The organism is Bradyrhizobium sp. 2S1, from assembly GCF_011516625.5.
GTDB classification, from domain to species: Bacteria; Pseudomonadota; Alphaproteobacteria; order Rhizobiales; family Xanthobacteraceae; genus Bradyrhizobium; species Bradyrhizobium septentrionale.
Genome location: NZ_CP147717.1, coordinates 3,116,683 through 3,134,018 on the forward strand (window position 1 = coordinate 3,116,683; position 17,336 = coordinate 3,134,018).

The following is a 17,336-nucleotide window of genomic DNA, read 5'->3' on the forward strand; positions in this document are numbered from 1 at the left end:
TTTGATCTGGCCCCCGGCGCACCAATACGGATGCCACAACAGAGGTAGGACAGGAGTCGCCCGGGTGGCGAGCACCCTCGGCTCACCCGGGTGCGGGTTGAGCCGATCATCATTGTCGTAACAGCCGGCACAGCCCCCGCTCGTCGTCGCGCGTGGGCGCGGCGGACTTCTGCCCGACGATACGAAAGTATGGGGGCGCCGCGGAGCGAATGTAGGGGGCAGAAAAAAGCACGATCGGCGCTATAGCGTCCGCAAGTCGCGCGCAGCGAAGCGCGCATCATTCTCACGACAGGGGAGGAGAGCTTGATACGCCTGCTATTGCTGCTGCCGTTCATCGGGTTGATGATCGTGCCCTTCTACAACATCAGGGAGCCGATGCTGTTCGGTTTCCCGTTCTTCTATTGGTATCAGCTTGCCTGGGTGCCGCTGACCTCGCTCCTCACCTGGATCGTCTACAGGAGCGTGCGCAATGTTGAATGATGTCGACAGCGCGGCGCTCGCCGTTTTCATCGCTTTGTTTGTGCTCGTCACCGGCATGGGCTTCGTCGCCTCGCGCTGGCGCAAGCCGGAGACGCTCGCCCATCTCGACGAATGGGGCCTCGGTGGCCGCAAGTTCGGGACTTGGATCACCTGGTTCCTGGTCGGTGGCGATTTCTACACCGCCTATACCGTGATCGCTGTTCCGGCGCTGGTCTATGCGGTCGGCGCCTATGGCTTCTTTGCCTTGCCCTACACCATCATCGTCTATCCCTTCGTGTTCGCGGTGATGCCAGTGTTGTGGAAGGTCGCGAAAGACAAGGGTTACGTTACCGCCGGCGACGTGGTGCGTGGCCGCTACAATTCGCGCAGCCTCGAGCTTGCCGTGGCCGCCACCGGCGTGCTGGCAACGATGCCCTACATCGCGCTGCAACTGATCGGCATGGAGGTCGCGATCAAGGCGCTCGGCCTGCACGGCGAGATTCCGCTCGTGCTCGCCTTCCTGGTGCTCGCGCTCTACACCTACTCGTCGGGCCTGCGCGCACCGGCGCTGATCGCCTTCGTCAAGGACATCATGATCTATATCGTAGTGATCGCCGCAATCGCGATCGTGCCGTCGAAGCTCGGCGGCTATGGCGAGATCTTCACTGCGGCGGATGCTGCCTTCAAGGCCAAAGGCTCCGGCGGCATCCTGCTGGCACCGGCGCAAGTGTTGCCCTATGCTTCGTTGGCGCTGGGTTCGGCGCTCGCGGCCTTCATGTATCCGCACACGCTGACCGGCATTTTCGCGTCATCGGGAGGCAACACCATCCGCAAGAACGCGGTGCTGCTGCCGGCCTACACGCTGCTGCTCGGCCTGCTGGCGCTGCTCGGCTATATGGGCCACGCGGCCGGACTGAAGCTCGCGAGCAACAATGACGTCGTGCCGGCGTTGTTCAAGATCCTGTTCCCGGGCTGGTTCGCGGGCTTTGCCTTCTCCGCGATCGCGATCGGCGCGCTGGTGCCGGCGGCGGTGATGAGCATCGGCGCCGCCAATTTGTTCACGCGCAATTTCTGGAAGGTCTGGGTCAACCCGGCCGTCACGCCGGCGGGCGAGGCCAAGGTCGCCAAGATCACCTCGATGCTGGTGAAGGTCGGCGCGCTGCTCGCGATCCTGTTGATGCCGACGCAGTTCGCGCTCGACCTGCAGCTGCTCGGCGGCCTCTGGATCCTGCAGACCCTGCCGGCGCTGGTGTTCGGGCTCTACCTGAACTGGTTCTCGAGCACGTCGCTGCTGGTCGGCTGGGCGGTCGGTCTGGTCGGCGGTTCGCTGCTCGCCTGGTCGGACGGTCTGAAGCCGCTGCACAGCATCGACTTCGGCGCGGGAAAGGTTGCCATCTACACCGGCCTCATCGCCCTCGCGGCCAATGTGGTGGTGGCGGTCGTGGTCAACCTGGCGCTCAAGGGGCTGTCGCAGCCGCGCCCGGCCAGCGAAGCGGCCTAAGCCAACGGCTCGATCGACGGCCGGGTCTCGAATCCAGCCGTCGATGCCCTCGGTGCTTGTCTTGACGCGCCTTGTTCACGCCAACCGGTGTCCACTTCGCTGGAAAACGCTCTAGTATCGGCGGCCCGCGACCTGTCGCGGGCCGATCTCGTGCGTGAGGTGTCCTTGCAGGGCTGGTTCGTTCTCGCAATCTCGGCGGCCTATGTGACCGCGCTGTTCCTGATCGCCTGGTGGGGCGACCGGCGCAGCGTCGACGGTCCGCTGGTGTCGCCGACATCGTGGACGGCCGCGGTCAGCTATTGCCTGACGCTCGCGGTCTACAACACCTCCTGGAGCTTCTACGGGTCGGTCGGCCGGGCCGCGACCAGCGGGCTCGACTTCGTCACCATCTATCTCGGCCCGACGCTGGTGCTGCTGTTCGCCCAGCCGCTGCTCGTCAAGGTGATCGCGATCGCCAAGGCGCAGAACGTGACCTCGATCGCCGATTTCATCGCCGCGCGCTACGGCAAGAGCCAGTCGCTGGCCGCGCTGGTGACCCTGGCCTCGCTGCTCGGCGTGCTGCCCTATATCGCGCTCCAGCTGAAGGCGGTCGGCAAGAGTTTTGACTATCTCATCCTGCAGCCGGAACGGGCCGGCGGCGCGGCGTTGCAGTTCTGGCAGGACTCCGCCTTTGGCGTCGCCGCATCGATGGCGCTGTTCGCGATCATCTTCGGCGTCCGCCATGTTCATGCCAGCGAGCATCATCGCGGATTGATGTTGGCGATCGCGTTCGAGAGCGTGGTCAAGCTGGTCGCGTTCCTGATCGTGGCGCTGTTCGTGCTGTTCGGCATCGCCGGCGGACCGGGCGAGCTGCTGTCGCAGGTTCGTCTCGATCCAGAGCTCGCGCAGGTCCTGTCGCTCGATATCGGCCAGCCGGTCTGGCCGGCGACCATCATTATCTCGGCGATCGCCTTCCTGTGCCTGCCGCAGGCGTTCCATGTCGCGATCGTCGAGAACGAACAGCCCGCGCATACCCGCACCGCTGCGTGGCTCTATCCGCTCTATCTTGCGGCGTTCAGCCTGCTGATCCTGCCGATTGCCGCCACGGGCCTGGCGCGGTTCGGCGGCATGATGGATCCCGACACATACGTGATCTCGCTGCCGATCGCCTCCGATGCCAGGACCGTCAGCCTGATCGCGTTCCTGGGCGGGCTGTCGGCCGCGACCGGCATGGTGATCATGACCGCGGTGGCGCTGAGTACGATGCTCTGCAACGACGTCATCATGCCGCTGCTGTTGCGCTGGCGCTTCCTCGGCCGGCGCGCGGCGAACTGGTCGGTATCGCGCACGCTGATGGCGGTGCGCCGGTTCTCGATCGTCGGCATCCTCCTGCTGGCCTATCTGATGCACCGTCTGGTCAATCACGGCTATCCGTTGACGGTGATCGGCCTGTTGTCGTTCGTGGCGGTGGCGCAGTTCGGGCCGGCCTTCATCGGCGGCCTGTTCTGGCCGCGCGCCAACAAGGCCGGCGCCTCGTTCGGGATCGCGGTCGGCTTCGTGATCTGGGCCTATACGCTGCTGCTGCCGTCCACCGGGCTGTTATGGCCGGCGCTCGCGCCGATCGCGCGCGATGGATTGTTGCCATGGCTCAAGCCGGGCGCGCTGTTCGGTCTCGAGGGGCTCGATCCGATCTCGCATGCCACGCTGTGGAGCCTCGGCGTCAATATCGCCTGCTTCGTGCTGTTCTCGCTGCTCGGACGGCAATCGACCATCGAGCGCAATCAGGCCGCGGCTTTCACGCAAGGCGCAGCGCGTGGGACCGCCTCGCCATTGTCGTCGCGCGTCCTGGTCCGGCTCGATGATCTGCGCGCGCTCGCGATCCGCTTTGTCGGCAGCGAACGCGGCGTGGCCGCCTTCGACGCCTATCTCGCCGCGCGCCGCGCCGGTCACGCGCCGGCGCTCGACCCGTCGGGCCTTGTCGATCTCGATTCGATCCGCTTCACGGAAAACCTGCTCGCCGGCGCCATCGGCGCGGCGTCGGCGCGCGTGGTGATCGCGGCCTCGCTCGAGGGCCATTCGCTGTCGCGGCGCGCGGCGATGGCGATGCTGGACGAGGCCTCCGAAGCGCTGCGCTTCAACCGCCATCTCTTGCAGAGCACGCTGGAGAGCGTGCCGCAGGGCATCTGCGCCTTCGACGCCGACTTCAACATCTCGGCATGGAACGGCCGCTTCATCGAGTTGCTCGATCTGCCGCGCGATCTCGTGCGCGTCGGCCTGCCGCTCGCCAATCTGATTGCCTTCAACGTCGACCGCGGCGAATACGCGGCGGCCGAGTTCTCCGCGCTGTTGGTCAATCGCGACGTCGCGACGCAAGTGTGGCCCTATGTCTACGAGCGCAAACGCCCGGACGGCACCGTGCTCGAAATCGTCTATGACCGCATCGCCGGCGGCGGCTACGTCTCGACCTACACCGACGTCACCGAACGGCATCGCGCCGCCGAGGCGCTGCGCCGGGCCAATGAGGATCTGGAGCTGCGCGTGCGTGAGCGGACCGAAGCGCTGGAGCGCGCCAAGGCGGACGCCGAGCACGCGAATCTCGGCAAGACGCGCTTCCTCGCAGCCGCCAGCCATGACCTGCTGCAGCCGCTGAACGCGGCGCGGTTATTCCTGTCGGCGCTTGACGAAAGCTTGCGCGTACAGCCGAGCGCCGGTGACAAGGACCGGAGGCTGGCCGGTAGCGCGATCACGGCGCTGCGCTCGACCGAGCATATGCTCGACACGCTGCTCGACATCTCCTCCTATGATTCCGGTGCGGTGCGCGCCGAGCCGGTCGATTTACCGATCGCCGATCTCCTGGCGCAGCTCAGCGTCGAGTTCGACGCCATGGCGCGTGAGCGCGGCCTGTCCTTGCACGTCGTTGATTGCGCCTGTGTGGTGCGGAGCGATCCGCATCTGCTGCGCAGAATCCTGCAGAACTTGTTGTCGAACGCGGTGCGCTACACGCCGAAAGGCCGTATCCTGCTGGGATGCCGGCGCAAGGCCGGCGCGCTCCGGATCGAGGTCTGGGACACCGGTATCGGCATCGCCGAGGCTGACCGCGACCGGATATTCGAGGAGTTCCAGCGGCTCGTGCCCGCGGCCGACAAGGGGCTCGGCCTCGGGCTTGCAATCGTCGACCGCATCTCGCGCCTGCTCGGACACACGGTTAACGTGCGCTCGCGTCCCGGCCACGGTTCCTGTTTTGCGGTCACCTTACCCCTGGCGTCCGGTCCCGGTGCGACGCTGCGCCGCGCGCGCGCTGCAGCTGCGCCGCTGACGGCCGAGCAACCGCTGACGATCCTGTGCCTCGACAACGATGCGACGATCCTGCGGGGGCTCACGGCGCTGCTCGGGGGCTGGGGCCATCATGTCGTGACTGCGACAGACCCGGCCGCGGCGATGGCGGCAGCAACCGCCGGGCCGCCGGATGTCGTGCTGCTCGACCACCACCTTGACGGCGGCCGCAGCGGTCTTGATTTTCTCGACGATCTCAGGCGCGCATCGGCGTACAAGGTGCGCGCGCTGCTGATCACCGGCGATCGCAGCGAGGAGGTTCGCAGCGCGGCGAAGGCGCGCGGCTGCGAGATCCTGCTCAAGCCGGTCAAGCCGGCTGCGCTGCGACGTTTCCTGAGCGGCGAGGCCTTGACCCGTCGGCTCGCCACCCATGAGGACCGTCACCCGGCATGACCACACGCATCGTCATTGGCGACGACCATCCGCTGGTGCAGGCCGCGCTGCAGAGCGCACTGTCGGCCGTGCTTCCCGATCTCGAGATCATTCCCTGCCAGTCGCTCGACGAGGTATTGGCGGCGGTGCCCGGCCGCATCGAGGAGATCGACCTGATCCTGCTCGACCTGACGATGCCGGGCATCCAGGGGTTTGCGGCGCTCTTCGTCCTGCTCGCACAGTTTCCGACGGTGCCGGTTGCGATCATCTCGGCGCGGCAGGATGCGGCCACGATCCGCCGCGCCATCGCCTATGGCGCCTCCGGCTATATCCCGAAATCGCTCGGCCTGCCGGCGATGGCGGACGCCATCACGCGCATCCTCGGTGGCGAAATATGGATGCCGCCGAACATCGGCGGCCGGGGCTCGATCCAGAGCGAGGACGTGGAGCTGGCGGCGCGCGCGGCCTCGCTGTCGCCGCAGCAATTGCGCATCCTGGCGATGATCGTCGAAGGCAGGCTCAACAAGCAGATCGCGGCCGAAATCGGCATCGCCGAACAAACCGTCAAGGGCCATGTCTCGACCATCCTGCGCAAGCTCGGGGTGGGATCGCGCACCCAGGCCGCCGTGCTGGCGGAGCGGCTGGCGTTCGGCAGCGCGCGAGGCGTTTCATCACCTGCAGAGCGAGAAGGGTGAAGGCGCCGAGGATATCCTCCTGGCTGCTGTCGCCGGCAAACAGACTGAGAACGGAAATGTTCGTGGTTTTGTACGCAAGTGGCGCACCCGACACGATTCGAACGTGTGACCGTTGCCTTCGGAGGGCAAGGGTGGATAGCTTACGCTTGCTTACCTGAAATCCCTTGGAATTGCCGGCGCTCAGATATAGGCTGAAAGCCGCCAGATTTGAGGGTTACGGTCGTTGCTCTGAATTTCCCTCGTTTTCCGGCGCCTGCTTACCCAGCGCTTACCTCAGGGAAAATGGCCAAGCTCACCAAAAGGACTGTCGATGCTGCCGAAACGTTCGGCGCCGACCTGTTCATCTGGGACGACGAACTCCCGGGATTTGGCCTGCGGGTCAAGAAAAGCGGCGCGAAGTCCTTCCTGGTGCAGTACCGAAACGCTAATGGCCGCAGCCGGCGCCTCACCATCGGTCGGTACGGGGTCTTGACCGCGGAGGAGGCCCGGAAAGAGGCCAAGCTCGCGCTGAGCGACGTCGTGAGGGGAAGCGATCCGGCCGAGGTGAAGAAGCAGGCCCGCGGCGCCTTAACCGTCGAAGAACTGGCCCTTGAGTACTTGGATAAGGCCGAAAGGGGTCTCATTCTCACGCGCCGCGGTGAGGCCAAGAGCGACTCCACCCTCTACGTCGACAAGGGAAGAGTCCACCGGCACATCATCCCGTTGATTGGCAAGAAGACCGTCAAGGGCTTTACGTCCACCGATGCCGGTCGTTTCCAGCGCGACGTCATCAGCGGAAAGTCGGCCGCCGATGTGAAGACCAAGGCGAGAGGCCGGGCTATCGTGAGGGGCGGGAAAGGCACGGCAGCCCGTACGATGGGCTTACTGGGCGGTGTCTTCAGCTACGCAGTCGCGGAGGGGTACAGGCCGGACAATCCCATCAACGGGATCGTTCGGCCCAAGGATGGCAATCGGGAATGGCGCCTGGATGACCCTGGGTACCGGAGTCTCGGCAAATGCCTGGCTGTCGCGGAAGCTAACGGGCATCACTGGCAGCGCGTTATGGCCAGCAAGCTCGCTGCCTGCCCTGACGGGCTGTCGGCTCGACGAGATTGAGGGGCTGCTGAAGACGGAAGTCGATGGCGTAGGCATGGCGCTCAGGCTTGGCGACACCAAAACCGGCAAGAGTATACGCCCGATTGGGTCGGCAGCCCTTGCTGTTCTGAAAACGGCCTCGAGCAAGTCCAATTCGAAATACGTCTTCCCCTCGATCACAAACCCCAAGAAGCACCACACAGGGCTAACGCGATGGCTACAAGGCGTATCGTCACAAGACGTGCCTGGCATTACCAGTCATGGCTTGCGTCACTCGTTTAGCTCGACGGCCGAGGACCTTGGTTACTCGATTCCGACGATCAAGGGACTAATAGGTCATTCGAAGGCATCGGTTACCGAAGGCTACATCCACAAGATCGACTCGGCGTTGCTGGCGGCGGCCGACAAAATTGCACGTCACATCGACGAGGCCATGACAGGGCGCAAGCCAGGCAAAGTGACCCATCTGAGAAGAGCTTGACTAATCGACGCGGCTAGGGCGACGGCCCGAAAAGCTGGTACCGCACCGGCCCGCCGTCGACCACAATGCGGATTGCTCCAGCGGAGGAGCAAAGATGCCCCTCAAAGGGTTTGTGATCACTGACGCCAATCTTCCAGAACCGAAAACCATCGACGACGATTGCCTAAGGGCCATCTTCGACGCCTTCGCATTCGAGTTCGAGCGCCGCGACGCAGCGAAGAAGTGGATATTGAATCTCATAAGGGAATGGCACCTCTTGATGCGAGAAGTGCGGCTACGGCCAAGCCGAGATGCGGATCGACAAAAAATCGAGGATGCGGTGGGAAGGATTCGACAGGCATCCGAGCTTCTAAGCGGTATTGGTCCAGTGGGTCGGGCTAGAGCATTTTCCGATCACGTTGCGTCGTAACCAGCCGCGACGAGATAATTTTGGCATTCCTCGGGTGAGAAGCGCTTGAGAGCGTTGGCGATTGCTTGCCAGAGATCGGGCATGGTGCGCGCTGCGGCGGCCCGCAACAGGGCTTTCAGTTTAGAGAAGGCCATTTCGATCGGGTTGAAGTCTGGACTGTAGGGCGGAAGATAGAGCAGGCTTGCTCCGACCGCCCGGATGGCCTCTCGAACGCCATGGACCTTGTGAGCGGGCAAGTTGTCCATGATAACGGTATCGCCCGGCCGCAGCGATGGGGCGAGCAATTGCTCGACGTAGGCCAGGAAAGCGTCGCCATCCATTGGACCGTCCAGAACAAGCGGCGCGATCAGACCGTCGGAGCGCAATCCAGCGGTGAATGTCGTCGTCTTCCAATGTCCGTGTGGGATAGCTGCACGACATCGCTCGCCGCGTGGCGAGCGGCCGTAAAGCCGCGCCATTTTGGTGTTGGCGCTGGTTTCGTCGATGAAGACGAGACGCTCAGGGTCAAGATCGATTTGCCCTTCGAACCACTCCTCACGCGCGGCATTTATATCGCCGCGCCGTTGCTCGGCGGCGTGCGCTGTCTTTTTTTAAGTGTGATCTTTCTGCGCTGGAAAAAACGCCAGAGCGACGCGATGCCAGTCGATATTCCACGACGTTTCAACAGTTCTCGCAACTCGGCGAGCGTGATATCCGGCTTCGCTGTCACTGCCTCCAGAATCAATTGCGAATGCGCTTCGATGCGCTGCGATTTGCGGTCACCGCCCTGGCGTTTAGGAACGATGTCGCCAACTTCCTTGAGGCGACCGCGCCAGCGGATCGCACTGGCCGCGCTGACACCAAAGCGCTCAGCAGCCTGTCGACAGGACATGCCACCGTCAATCGCGGCTATCACCCTTTGACGAAGATCAACCGAAAGCGCCCTGGCCATACATGCTGGCCTCCCTCGCCAGCATGCAGCTTGAATCTGACTCGCGCCGTTTTGGGAATCCCCACCCGATTCATTCCGGTCGGAAAATGCTCTAGCCTGCGGTCAGCGATGCCTCTACCGGTGAGTCGGATGCTCAACACGAGATGGTTACGAGAGAAATTTCCTGAAGAGGAGGCCTTGCCGCCGCCATCGACCGGTCGCGCTGAAATGCGTTCTGGATTAAGGAGCCGTCAAGTCTACATCGAAGAAGACACCGAGAAGGGGCGCTACCACGCGGTCAAGCACAGTCCCTCACGTACGCTAGCCGCTATCCTACAGGAAATCGAGGTCGCCCTCTCTCAATCGCTTGCAGTCACAAAAGAGGCTGGTGGGAGGCGGCCTACCACCCTTCGAGAGTTCTTCATCGTGAACCTTTGCGAAGCGTGGCGGATTGGCGGTAAGCCGCTAGAAATGAGCCAAGAACTTGTCGATTTTTGCGCGGCTATCTTCGAAGGAATTGGCTGGCCTGATCGGGGTTTGAAAGCAGCCTGCCGCAAGGCCTTCATCGCCTATAAGGATCGAATCCGCAACTAGGTGCAAAAAAAGACCTAGTTAAGAAATCAGCTCGGTCGGCGCGGCTGCATACTCCTGCAGTTGCTGGGACGTTCTCAGCGCTACAGCGAGGCCCCGATGGATACCCTCAAAGATGAAGTAGCTAAGCTAGACCGGCATTTGCGACGGACCGAGGCTGCGCGATACGTCACGGAGACCTATAGCATTCCGTGCAGCCTAAAACGTTGGCCAAGATTGCCTGCACGTCCTCGGACGGGCCGCCCTTCCGCCTGGCCGGCCGTTTCCCGCTCTATCCAACATCGGGACTCGACGCCTGGGCCCAGAGGAAGATTGGGCCACTGGTCAGATCCACGTCCGAAGTACGTCGCGCTAACTCAGCCTGATTCGCTATGCTCCACACAATCATTGTGAAGCCAGCGTGCGATGGTCGTGGTCGACGCCGGCACGATCGGTTCGATGCTCATCTACGGGACACCGACGAGTTGATCTGCCGCGCTACGCGACAGCCGCTGCTTGATGCCAGCAGAGTGCTTTTGAGCCGGGGCAACAACCCCGACGATCACATCTGCATGGTTTGGTCTCACAAGCCGCAAGCCGTCGCGATGAGTGCCCTCATAGGAAAAGCTGCTCAGTTCGATGTGATGGGCGAGAAGTTTGTCCGGCGAAAGGCCACTGCAGGGCCTATGCCGAGCGCGCCCATCAAAATCGATGTATCGGCTGGGCCAGGAGAGCCCTTCGGTAAAATGGCGGCTGCACAGGCTCGGCATGACGATTCGGTTCGATTTACAGCCTCATCGCCGATCACCTCGCCACCGACAGCGCTGCCGGTTTCCGTCACCGTCAGAGGGCCAAAATGAAAATGCCGACGTGAGAGGAAGCTCACGCCGGCGAAATGTCGCCCCTCAACCGCAAAGCAGAGATGCAACAATGCAGAAGATACTGCGCAATCGGATATCGCGCAATCGGGTACAAAGTCAGTCCTCTTTCGATCTGACTCCTCTCGGCCAATATGCAGCCAATCGTGACGCCGTCGTCCTAACCCCGGGCGGGCGATATGTTCAGCGCCGCTACAACCTGCCAGCAAACCTCGCGAATTTATATGCCGCCATAAACGGACTCGGCGAGGCGCGATGACGCGATCGATTCGGGTACCGAGGTGGCAGAATGACAAACCGGCGTGGTTACCATCAGCGCACCCGAAAAGACGGGCGAGCACGCGGGCGCTTTGTCAGTCTTACGGAACATATGCTCGGTTCGGCAGCGTGGCAGGCGCTCGACGGCAATTGCAGAGCGCTCTACGTTGAGCTGGCGAGGCGTTACAGGGGCCCGAACTCTAACAATGGTAAGATCCCCTACAGCGTTAGAGAAGCCGCCAAGGCGCTTAACGTCGGACGTAGTACGGCCCAGCGCTGCCTTCAGGGCCTGGTTGCCCATGGCTTTATTAGGGTAAGCAAGAGAAGCGGTTTCAGCATGAAGGGCCGCGTTTCAACTGAATGGCTACTGACAGAGTTTCCGGACGACACTCAAGCCACGCTTATGACAGCGAGCAAGGATTTCATGAGATGGACACCCAATAATTCATTTCACAGTCCCATGTCAGACACTAACAGTCCCATGTCAGGGCCATGAGGCGCGATTTCAGTCCGCGGGTCGCACTGCGGTTTCGCTGCGGAAGGTGGACCATGCTCCAACGTTCGCGACGAATGCTTGGCGCGTTGACTGGTCTAGACCGGAAGTAGCTGATCGCCCGTCAAGTCGATGCGATTGACCCAAATGCGAAATGCCGGGGATATCGGTGACTTCCTGCGCCTTTCGCTGCCATTCTCAGTGCCTCACGCCAATGGTGATTGCTGCCTTGGTTTGATCCTAATCAAGCTCAGCAGCGTTGCGGCCGCGATCATCACCAGGATGCCAGCGAAACTGAGCGCGATCTGCATCGCGAGTCCATCCGAGATGTTGACCAGCGCTATATGGCTGGCGAGCGCCAGCAGAACGCCGAGGCAATAGATTGCCAGCGAGTTCTCGCCGCAGCAGATCGCTCCGCGCATCATTGGCGTCGTCAGCCCTCGCCAAGTGCGAGGCACGAGCCATACCGCCAAAATAGCAAGGGCAATAAAATGCAGCAATCGCAAAGGATCGAGATCCGATTTGTCCACCAGGTAAAGCAGCTTCGCCAGGGTTTGTGGGACAAGCACTTCCGGTGGTTTGATGCTCAAACCCAATGCGATAGTCAGGCTAAAAGCCAGATAGAGAACGGCAAGTACAAGCGCCGTGCGTGAGGTCATCCACGGCCGGAACCTCTTGCCCTCCATGATACACCACGCTCCAAGTACAACCAGCACCTGCCAGGCCAGCGGATTGAAGAACCAAACGTTGTTCGGCCCCGCCGGAACGGTCCAGCCGAAGACGTGCACCAGCGAATAAAGCAGCAGCGAGGCGCCGAGCGCTACGTTCGGCACTCGCAGCAGCAGCCACAGCAGTGGCGCGAACAAAAGATGGAAAACCACGAAGAGCGGCAAGACGTCGGTGTTGACGGGACGGTATTGCAGGATCGCCGCACGCGCGAGCGTCGCTCCCGGATATTCCAAGAGAACGCGCGTATTGGTCTCGTCGGCAAGCCGGCCGCCGCCTGCGAGGTAAACCACGATGGCGCAAGCAAGCGTGAGCAGCAGAAATGCGGCATAAATGTCCCAGCTTCGCCGCAGCGTCCGGCCGATCACGCCGGTCCAGCCGCCGCGCGTATGCGCCTTGCCGTAGGCCAGCGCACAGGTCACACCCGAGACGAACATGAACACTTCCGCGGTATCGCTGAAGCCGTAATTCCGCAGCGTCAGCCAGCTTCCGATGTTGTTCGGGACATGGTCGAGAAAGATGCACCAGAGCGCAATTCCGCGGCAAGCATCGATGCGCAGGTCGCGGCCGGGCACTTTCAGCTCCGGCAGTGCGGGCACCAGTGGCTTCGCAGGTGTCGCGAGTAGCTTAGGTTCGAGCTGCCGATGCCGGCCGCGCAACACCTTGGCAATGCGTTCGATCTCCGCCAGTGTCCGTCGGACGTCAGTCCTCGACGCGGCCCCGCGATCCTTGTCGAGGTCGACAGGTGCTTCACTGTCGGAGCGCCATCGCATCGGTTCCCGAGAATCGGCTAGATCGATCGAACTGATCCTTATCATCTCGACGGAGCTGCTGGGCGGCGGCGCTGGCACCATCATCATGGTGGCAACGGGCCGAAAGGACGGAAATGACAAGCCTTCCATCGACTCTTCGTCGGTAACAACCTCGTATGAGCCCGCCGGTAACAGTCGCTCGACGCTTGCGATCCGGAATGGGTGCTTGAAAAGCACCGTTTCACGCCGCGATCGGGTCATCGTCATGCTCAAACTCGCGGTTGGCGACGAGGCGACCGCCGCAGCGGAAAGCTGCTGGCGTACAGAGACGATGTTGCGCGCGCTGAGATGCTCCTCGTCGGACGGGCGCTAATCAGCACTTCGGATGAAAGCGTTTCCATTGCAACCTGAAGCCGGAACCTCCGCCTCAGAGCCCTGCCAGTCCGGGCTAAGACTTATCGAATACTGGTTACCGTCCCGACAGCGAATGCTCCAGCTATCGATCCCGGATTCGGTGCCGCCTTGATACACGTTCCGAACAACCACACCGCAAGCCTGCTTTTTCTTTTTCAGAACGGAGGTCCAAAAAGCGAGCTGCCCGGCCTGATCCTGCGCAAGTATCCGCGTCGTCGTTTGGTTGGCTGCGTAGCCCTTTTTGAAAGGCTCGGGAGCTAATACCCCGGATGGTACGCCTGTTGATGTAGTGGCGTTCGCCTGCTCAAAAGGCAGATGAGGATCCAGAACAAACCAGGCAGCCTGCAATATGACGACGAAGCTCGCCGCAACCACCGTGAAAAAATTGAGCGAACGCCTCATCATGTCTCTCCACTCCCGGAGATCGAGACATTGGTGGACATCGCGGCGTCGCGAGGCCCACAGAAACCTGACAAAATATGGCACTTCGCGAACAACACTGATCGCTGCGACTGCCTGCGGCGAGGCCTACACTTCGACGAGCAGTAGCTTGACGTAGTGCAGCACCAATGGCGACGGGTTCAAGCAGCTGCGCCGATGTGTCGTGAAAAAGCTGGATGGTCGGGCTGACTAACGCCTTTTGGAACCGTGTCAACTCGGCTCGAACCGTCGCGTGTCACTGCGTTGCCGAGCGGCCAAAACAAGTCGCGTGACGGCGAGATGCGAAACGTGGCATCCATTGGCGGATGTCGAATTCGGCCACACGCGACCTTATCGGTTGAGGCACCATGGGCCTATCAAGGGTAAACACAACTCACGAATTATGAACGCGTGGAGGTTTCAAACAACTGCTGAGGCTATCGCGGGAATGCGCGGTTGTGGAGTGACCGCGAAGCAGACATTGGCAAGCAGCAATTTGGGCTAGCGTGCCGATATGCGACGCGCTTAGCTCGAACTGCTATCGCTGCGGCCCCGACAAGTTCAATTCGCGTTCTGCCCGAAACACATTGCTGTGCAGGTTGGCGATCCATTGCCGGCCACGGGACGTGATGTTCAGATAGCGGATCGCAAGCTGGATCTGCGGTGCGACATTGGTCCAGTAGAACTGCGGGAACTTATAAACGATATCGGCGGGCGTAGCGTAACCCAGCGTCTTGTTCAGCCCGATCTCTTCGAACTCGTAGAACAGCGCATTCGACTTCCGCATGTAATTGGGGTCGCCGAGCTGGCCGATCAGATCGGCGGCGCGCAACAGCAATCCTTCCTCTTCGGTGAGATCGTCTATGTCGGCCTTTGGTGTCGTTGTATAGGGAAAGCGCGTGTACTCGATGGCCCGGGCAATTCGAGCCGCGTCGACTTCCTCCACGCCGTCGAGCCGCTCGATCACGAACAGCTTTGAGCGGTCGACATGGTAAGGCGCGAGCGCGGCGTCGGATGATCCAACCGGCAACTGGACCTTCCGGCCCTTGAGGTCCGCAACATAGGCATCATCTTCGTCGCCCTGGACGATGCCGCGGACATATCCGATGTCGTGGGTGAGGCAGGCCAAGATGAAATTCGCATAATCGTCGGCCGTGACGGTCCGCTGCAGCGCCCGCCCAGCCAGGATGTCGTGCCCAACGAGCGTCACGAGCATGGTGTGCTCGATATCGTGGTAAAGTGCATCGCTATTCCCAATGCACTCCATCGTCAGTCTTGCAGCAAAGGGCAGCAGTTTCGCCAGATCGGAATGGGAGGAGCGGAACTGGCCCTCTGTTTCTCGCGATAGGAACGAACCCAAGGCTTGTGCGGTCAGTTGCGGAATCGTGATCATATCGGCACCTCTCCGGTCCGGCTGTGGTTCGCGTCATAGTCAAAACAGGCTTGGCCCCATCAATTTCCATGGGACGCTATTCGTTCTTGACCCCAAATCAACGAACGGCCGCAACGGTTCCAGCGTTCAAAGCATGAAATGGGACGGCATAACGATAGCCGGTTGCGCCACAATCGCACTTTCCGTGCTGATCCTAATTGTCATCCTTACGATGTAGTCGGGCGCTCCCCTGCAAGAGAGGAAGAGTGAGCAATTTTGCTCAGACGAGAGCTGAGCCGCGTGCTTGATTTAGCAAGCACCGGAGGATTGCTCTATGTCAGAAATTTTCTTTCGCATCGGCATTGTCGTGCTGGGAGTTTGCCCTGCACTTGCTTTCTTTATCTGACCACCTGTCGACGGGAGCCAAGCATTTCAACAGCAAACAATCCGGGGTGAACTCCATGCTTCGTTTGACGGGCGCGTGGTTACTGCAATCCGCGAACTTCGAATTTGAGGGCGGGGAAATTATCAAAATCTATGGCCCAAAACATTCTTTCATCGCGCAAAGGAGTGCTGCACATGGGAATGCTTGACGAGTTCCTCGCCGGTGGGCAACGCCAGAAAGAGTACAGCGATTTCGTTGGTCGATACGAACAAGGGGACCCCTCCCAGGGCTACTCCGATCAAGAGGTTCTGAAGCGGTACGGTGAAGTGTCACACGCCGTCCCGCCAGACCAGTACGCTCAGGCAGCGCAAGAGGCGCTGAGTAAGCTGTCGCCGGAAGAGCGAGCGGAGTTTGTGAAGATGCTGCAGGACCGAGCCGCGGCGCGTGGCGTAAAGCTGCCGGGAAATGTGGCGCCCGAACCGAAGGAACTGGGCCAAGTGCTTACCGATCTGCATAAGAAGCCGGGGCAGCTCCGGGATATGCTCGGCGGTGGCGGCGCCCAGCCTGAGGAGCAAGCGTCAGGATCAAGTCCGATTACCGACATCCTGACATCCCCGATGGCCAAGGCCGTGCTCGCGGGCATCGCGGCCATGGTGGTCAAACGCGTCATGGGTCCGTCCCAAAGGGCGTAGCGCGGCCCCAACTCCCAGCCGTGGCGTGGTGCAGTCGACCAAGTTCGAGTTGTCATTATCAGACCGCCCGGATGCTTGGCTTCACTGTGCCGCATGTTGGTGTCGATGAGGTGATCGCCAGCGCAGTTTGCTGCGGCGCACTTTGCTCGCGATTGGCACAAATGCGAAGCGCCGACAGCATCGCGCGATGTCTGAGTTCGAGGGCAAAGCGGAAAACATTTGCTCGCACTGAGTTCTTCTCAGTTTGACCCAACTCGGACATCGTGACATTTCTCGTTTGATCTACTTCAACAAGCGATATTCCCCTTATCGCCTATATCGCCGCGGGGGGTAACTTCCATCGACGCGAAGGAAGCGCCAGGCCGTGTTGAAGTTCAGCCCAGGCGCGATGAAATCGGTCTTATGGCGTGGCGGAGAACAGCCCGCAGGCCAGGATTTCGGGCCGGAGCGGAAATGCTGAAGGGACTTTACAAGGTCGAAATGCATACGGTGCACGGTTCCCGCCGTGGCGTCCTCTATTTCTATGACGGCAAGATGATGGGCGGCAGTTCGGCCTTCGCATTCGTCGGCACCTTCAAGGAGTCTGCTGGCGGCGAGGTATTGGCTGAGATGTTGACGTTGCGCCACAACAACGATCCGAATTTCCAACCTTTGTTGAAGACTGACATGGTCACGCTGACGCTCGAGGGTCGGCAGCAGGGCGAGCAATATCATTTTGAAGGTGGCGCGCCGCAATTGCCTGGCGTTGCCTTCTACGCGTTGATGACCCCCATCACCGAGGAGGCCGCACCGCCCATCACGCCAGTCGGACAAGGCGGCATCAGCAACGGCCTCTATTCCATTCACATTCGGATGCTTGATGGTATCGTTGGCGGAAATACCGGCGTCATGATGCTGCACGACGGCCGGATCCACGGTGGCGACGCGTTCTTCGATTACATCGGCGCCTACATCAGTGCGAACGGCCGGTGGAAGGGCGAGCTCGTCAATCACGAGCACACGCCAAGCGTGGGCGAGCGGCCGCTGTTCGGCGGCTACGAGGTCGGCATCGGCTTTTCTGGCACCTACACCGACGAAGGCGCGATCGCGGAAGCGACTGCGCTGGTCGGCAAGCGCAGCGTTCGCTTCAGCGCGGTACTGAAGAAGTTCGCATAGGAGCCCGT

The 17,336-nt window shown here is 61.4% G+C and carries 15 protein-coding genes; 10 read left to right on the forward strand and 5 right to left on the reverse strand.

Annotation, left to right across the window (positions count from 1 at the left end; all coding sequences use genetic code 11):
- The first annotated feature begins 303 nt into the window (after positions 1 to 303).
- From HAP54_RS14700 to HAP54_RS14725, 6 genes are all read left to right on the forward strand, one after another.
- Complete coding sequence (locus tag HAP54_RS14700) at positions 304 to 480, forward strand: DUF3311 domain-containing protein (protein WP_166301058.1); 177 nt, start codon at positions 304 to 306, stop codon at positions 478 to 480.
- A complete protein-coding gene (gene mctP / locus HAP54_RS14705) occupies positions 470 to 1,960 on the forward strand; it encodes a monocarboxylate uptake permease MctP (protein ID WP_166301061.1) in 1,491 nt (496 codons plus the stop codon). The genes HAP54_RS14700 and mctP overlap by 11 nt, the downstream gene beginning before the upstream one ends.
- An 87-nt stretch (positions 1,961 to 2,047) precedes the next feature.
- Positions 2,048 to 5,665: a NahK/ErcS family hybrid sensor histidine kinase/response regulator gene (locus HAP54_RS14710; RefSeq protein ID WP_414646195.1), complete on the forward strand. Its 3,618-nt coding sequence runs from the start codon at positions 2,048 to 2,050 to the stop codon at positions 5,663 to 5,665.
- Positions 5,662 to 6,339 carry a response regulator transcription factor gene (locus HAP54_RS14715; protein ID WP_166301064.1) on the forward strand — a complete coding sequence of 226 codons (678 nt, stop codon included), beginning with the start codon at positions 5,662 to 5,664 and terminating at the stop codon, positions 6,337 to 6,339. Before HAP54_RS14710 ends, HAP54_RS14715 begins: the two co-directional genes overlap by 4 nt.
- 282 nt (positions 6,340 to 6,621) lie before the next feature.
- The gene (locus HAP54_RS14720; protein WP_224741929.1) at positions 6,622 to 7,434 is read left to right on the forward strand and encodes an Arm DNA-binding domain-containing protein; all 813 of its coding nucleotides are present in this window, start codon (positions 6,622 to 6,624) and stop codon (positions 7,432 to 7,434) included.
- Between the two features lie 7 nt (positions 7,435 to 7,441).
- Positions 7,442 to 7,894 carry a tyrosine-type recombinase/integrase gene (locus HAP54_RS14725; protein WP_339156879.1) on the forward strand — a complete coding sequence of 151 codons (453 nt, stop codon included), beginning with the start codon at positions 7,442 to 7,444 and terminating at the stop codon, positions 7,892 to 7,894.
- 393 nt (positions 7,895 to 8,287) lie between these two features.
- Here HAP54_RS14725 and HAP54_RS14730 read toward each other — a convergent pair.
- Positions 8,288 to 9,234, reverse strand: a protein-coding gene (locus HAP54_RS14730) for an IS630 family transposase (protein ID WP_166293531.1) whose coding sequence is annotated in 2 segments (ribosomal slippage) — positions 8,288 to 8,895 and positions 8,895 to 9,234 — 948 coding nt in all. Because the reading frame shifts where the segments join, the coding sequence is not laid out codon by codon here.
- Positions 9,235 to 9,354: 120 nt separating this feature from the next.
- Here HAP54_RS14730 and HAP54_RS14735 point away from each other — a divergent pair.
- Both HAP54_RS14735 and HAP54_RS52485 read left to right on the forward strand, forming a co-directional pair.
- Positions 9,355 to 9,807: a hypothetical protein gene (locus HAP54_RS14735; RefSeq protein ID WP_224741928.1), complete on the forward strand. Its 453-nt coding sequence runs from the start codon at positions 9,355 to 9,357 to the stop codon at positions 9,805 to 9,807.
- Positions 9,808 to 11,031: 1,224 nt separating this feature from the next.
- Positions 11,032 to 11,415 carry a helix-turn-helix domain-containing protein gene (locus tag HAP54_RS52485; protein WP_224742073.1) on the forward strand — a complete coding sequence of 128 codons (384 nt, stop codon included), beginning with the start codon at positions 11,032 to 11,034 and terminating at the stop codon, positions 11,413 to 11,415.
- 203 nt (positions 11,416 to 11,618) lie between these two features.
- Here HAP54_RS52485 and HAP54_RS14740 read toward each other — a convergent pair whose 3' ends face one another.
- From HAP54_RS14740 to HAP54_RS14750, 3 genes are all read right to left on the reverse strand, one after another.
- Positions 11,619 to 13,157: an OpgC domain-containing protein gene (locus tag HAP54_RS14740; RefSeq protein WP_166301073.1), complete on the reverse strand. Its 1,539-nt coding sequence runs from the start codon at positions 13,155 to 13,157 to the stop codon at positions 11,619 to 11,621.
- 102 nt (positions 13,158 to 13,259) lie between these two features.
- Positions 13,260 to 13,706: a hypothetical protein gene (locus tag HAP54_RS14745; protein WP_166301076.1), complete on the reverse strand. Its 447-nt coding sequence runs from the start codon at positions 13,704 to 13,706 to the stop codon at positions 13,260 to 13,262.
- Between the two features lie 556 nt (positions 13,707 to 14,262).
- A complete protein-coding gene (locus tag HAP54_RS14750) occupies positions 14,263 to 15,117 on the reverse strand; it encodes a metal-dependent phosphohydrolase (protein WP_166301079.1) in 855 nt (284 codons plus the stop codon).
- 558 nt (positions 15,118 to 15,675) lie between these two features.
- On the opposite strand from HAP54_RS14750, the gene HAP54_RS14755 reads away from it, so the two are divergent.
- On the forward strand, positions 15,676 to 16,173 hold the full coding sequence (locus tag HAP54_RS14755; RefSeq protein ID WP_166301082.1) for a hypothetical protein: 498 nt from the start codon (positions 15,676 to 15,678) through the stop codon (positions 16,171 to 16,173).
- Between the two features lie 58 nt (positions 16,174 to 16,231).
- On the opposite strand, the gene HAP54_RS14760 is transcribed toward HAP54_RS14755, so the two are convergent.
- On the reverse strand, positions 16,232 to 16,435 hold the full coding sequence (locus HAP54_RS14760) for a hypothetical protein (RefSeq protein ID WP_166301085.1): 204 nt from the start codon (positions 16,433 to 16,435) through the stop codon (positions 16,232 to 16,234).
- 191 nt (positions 16,436 to 16,626) lie between these two features.
- Between HAP54_RS14760 and HAP54_RS14765 the strand changes: the two genes are divergently transcribed.
- Entirely contained in the window at positions 16,627 to 17,328 is a 702-nt protein-coding gene (locus HAP54_RS14765; protein WP_166301088.1) for a hypothetical protein, read from the forward strand.
- The last annotated feature ends 8 nt before the right edge of the window (positions 17,329 to 17,336 follow it).

Coding starts and splice junctions, on each gene's coding strand:
- mctP (WP_166301061.1), top strand. CDS start 470: ATGTTGAATGATGTCGACAGCGCGGCGCTCGCCGTTTTCATCGCTTTG.
- HAP54_RS14715 (WP_166301064.1), top strand. CDS start 5,662: ATGACCACACGCATCGTCATTGGCGACGACCATCCGCTGGTGCAGGCC.
- HAP54_RS14720 (WP_224741929.1), top strand. CDS start 6,622: ATGGCCAAGCTCACCAAAAGGACTGTCGATGCTGCCGAAACGTTCGGC.
- HAP54_RS52485 (WP_224742073.1), top strand. CDS start 11,032: ATGCTCGGTTCGGCAGCGTGGCAGGCGCTCGACGGCAATTGCAGAGCG.
- HAP54_RS14740 (WP_166301073.1), bottom strand. CDS start 13,157: ATGACGATGACCCGATCGCGGCGTGAAACGGTGCTTTTCAAGCACCCA.
- HAP54_RS14745 (WP_166301076.1), bottom strand. CDS start 13,706: ATGAGGCGTTCGCTCAATTTTTTCACGGTGGTTGCGGCGAGCTTCGTC.
- HAP54_RS14750 (WP_166301079.1), bottom strand. CDS start 15,117: ATGATCACGATTCCGCAACTGACCGCACAAGCCTTGGGTTCGTTCCTA.
- HAP54_RS14755 (WP_166301082.1), top strand. CDS start 15,676: ATGGGAATGCTTGACGAGTTCCTCGCCGGTGGGCAACGCCAGAAAGAG.
- HAP54_RS14760 (WP_166301085.1), bottom strand. CDS start 16,435: ATGTCCGAGTTGGGTCAAACTGAGAAGAACTCAGTGCGAGCAAATGTT.
- HAP54_RS14765 (WP_166301088.1), top strand. CDS start 16,627: ATGCTGAAGGGACTTTACAAGGTCGAAATGCATACGGTGCACGGTTCC.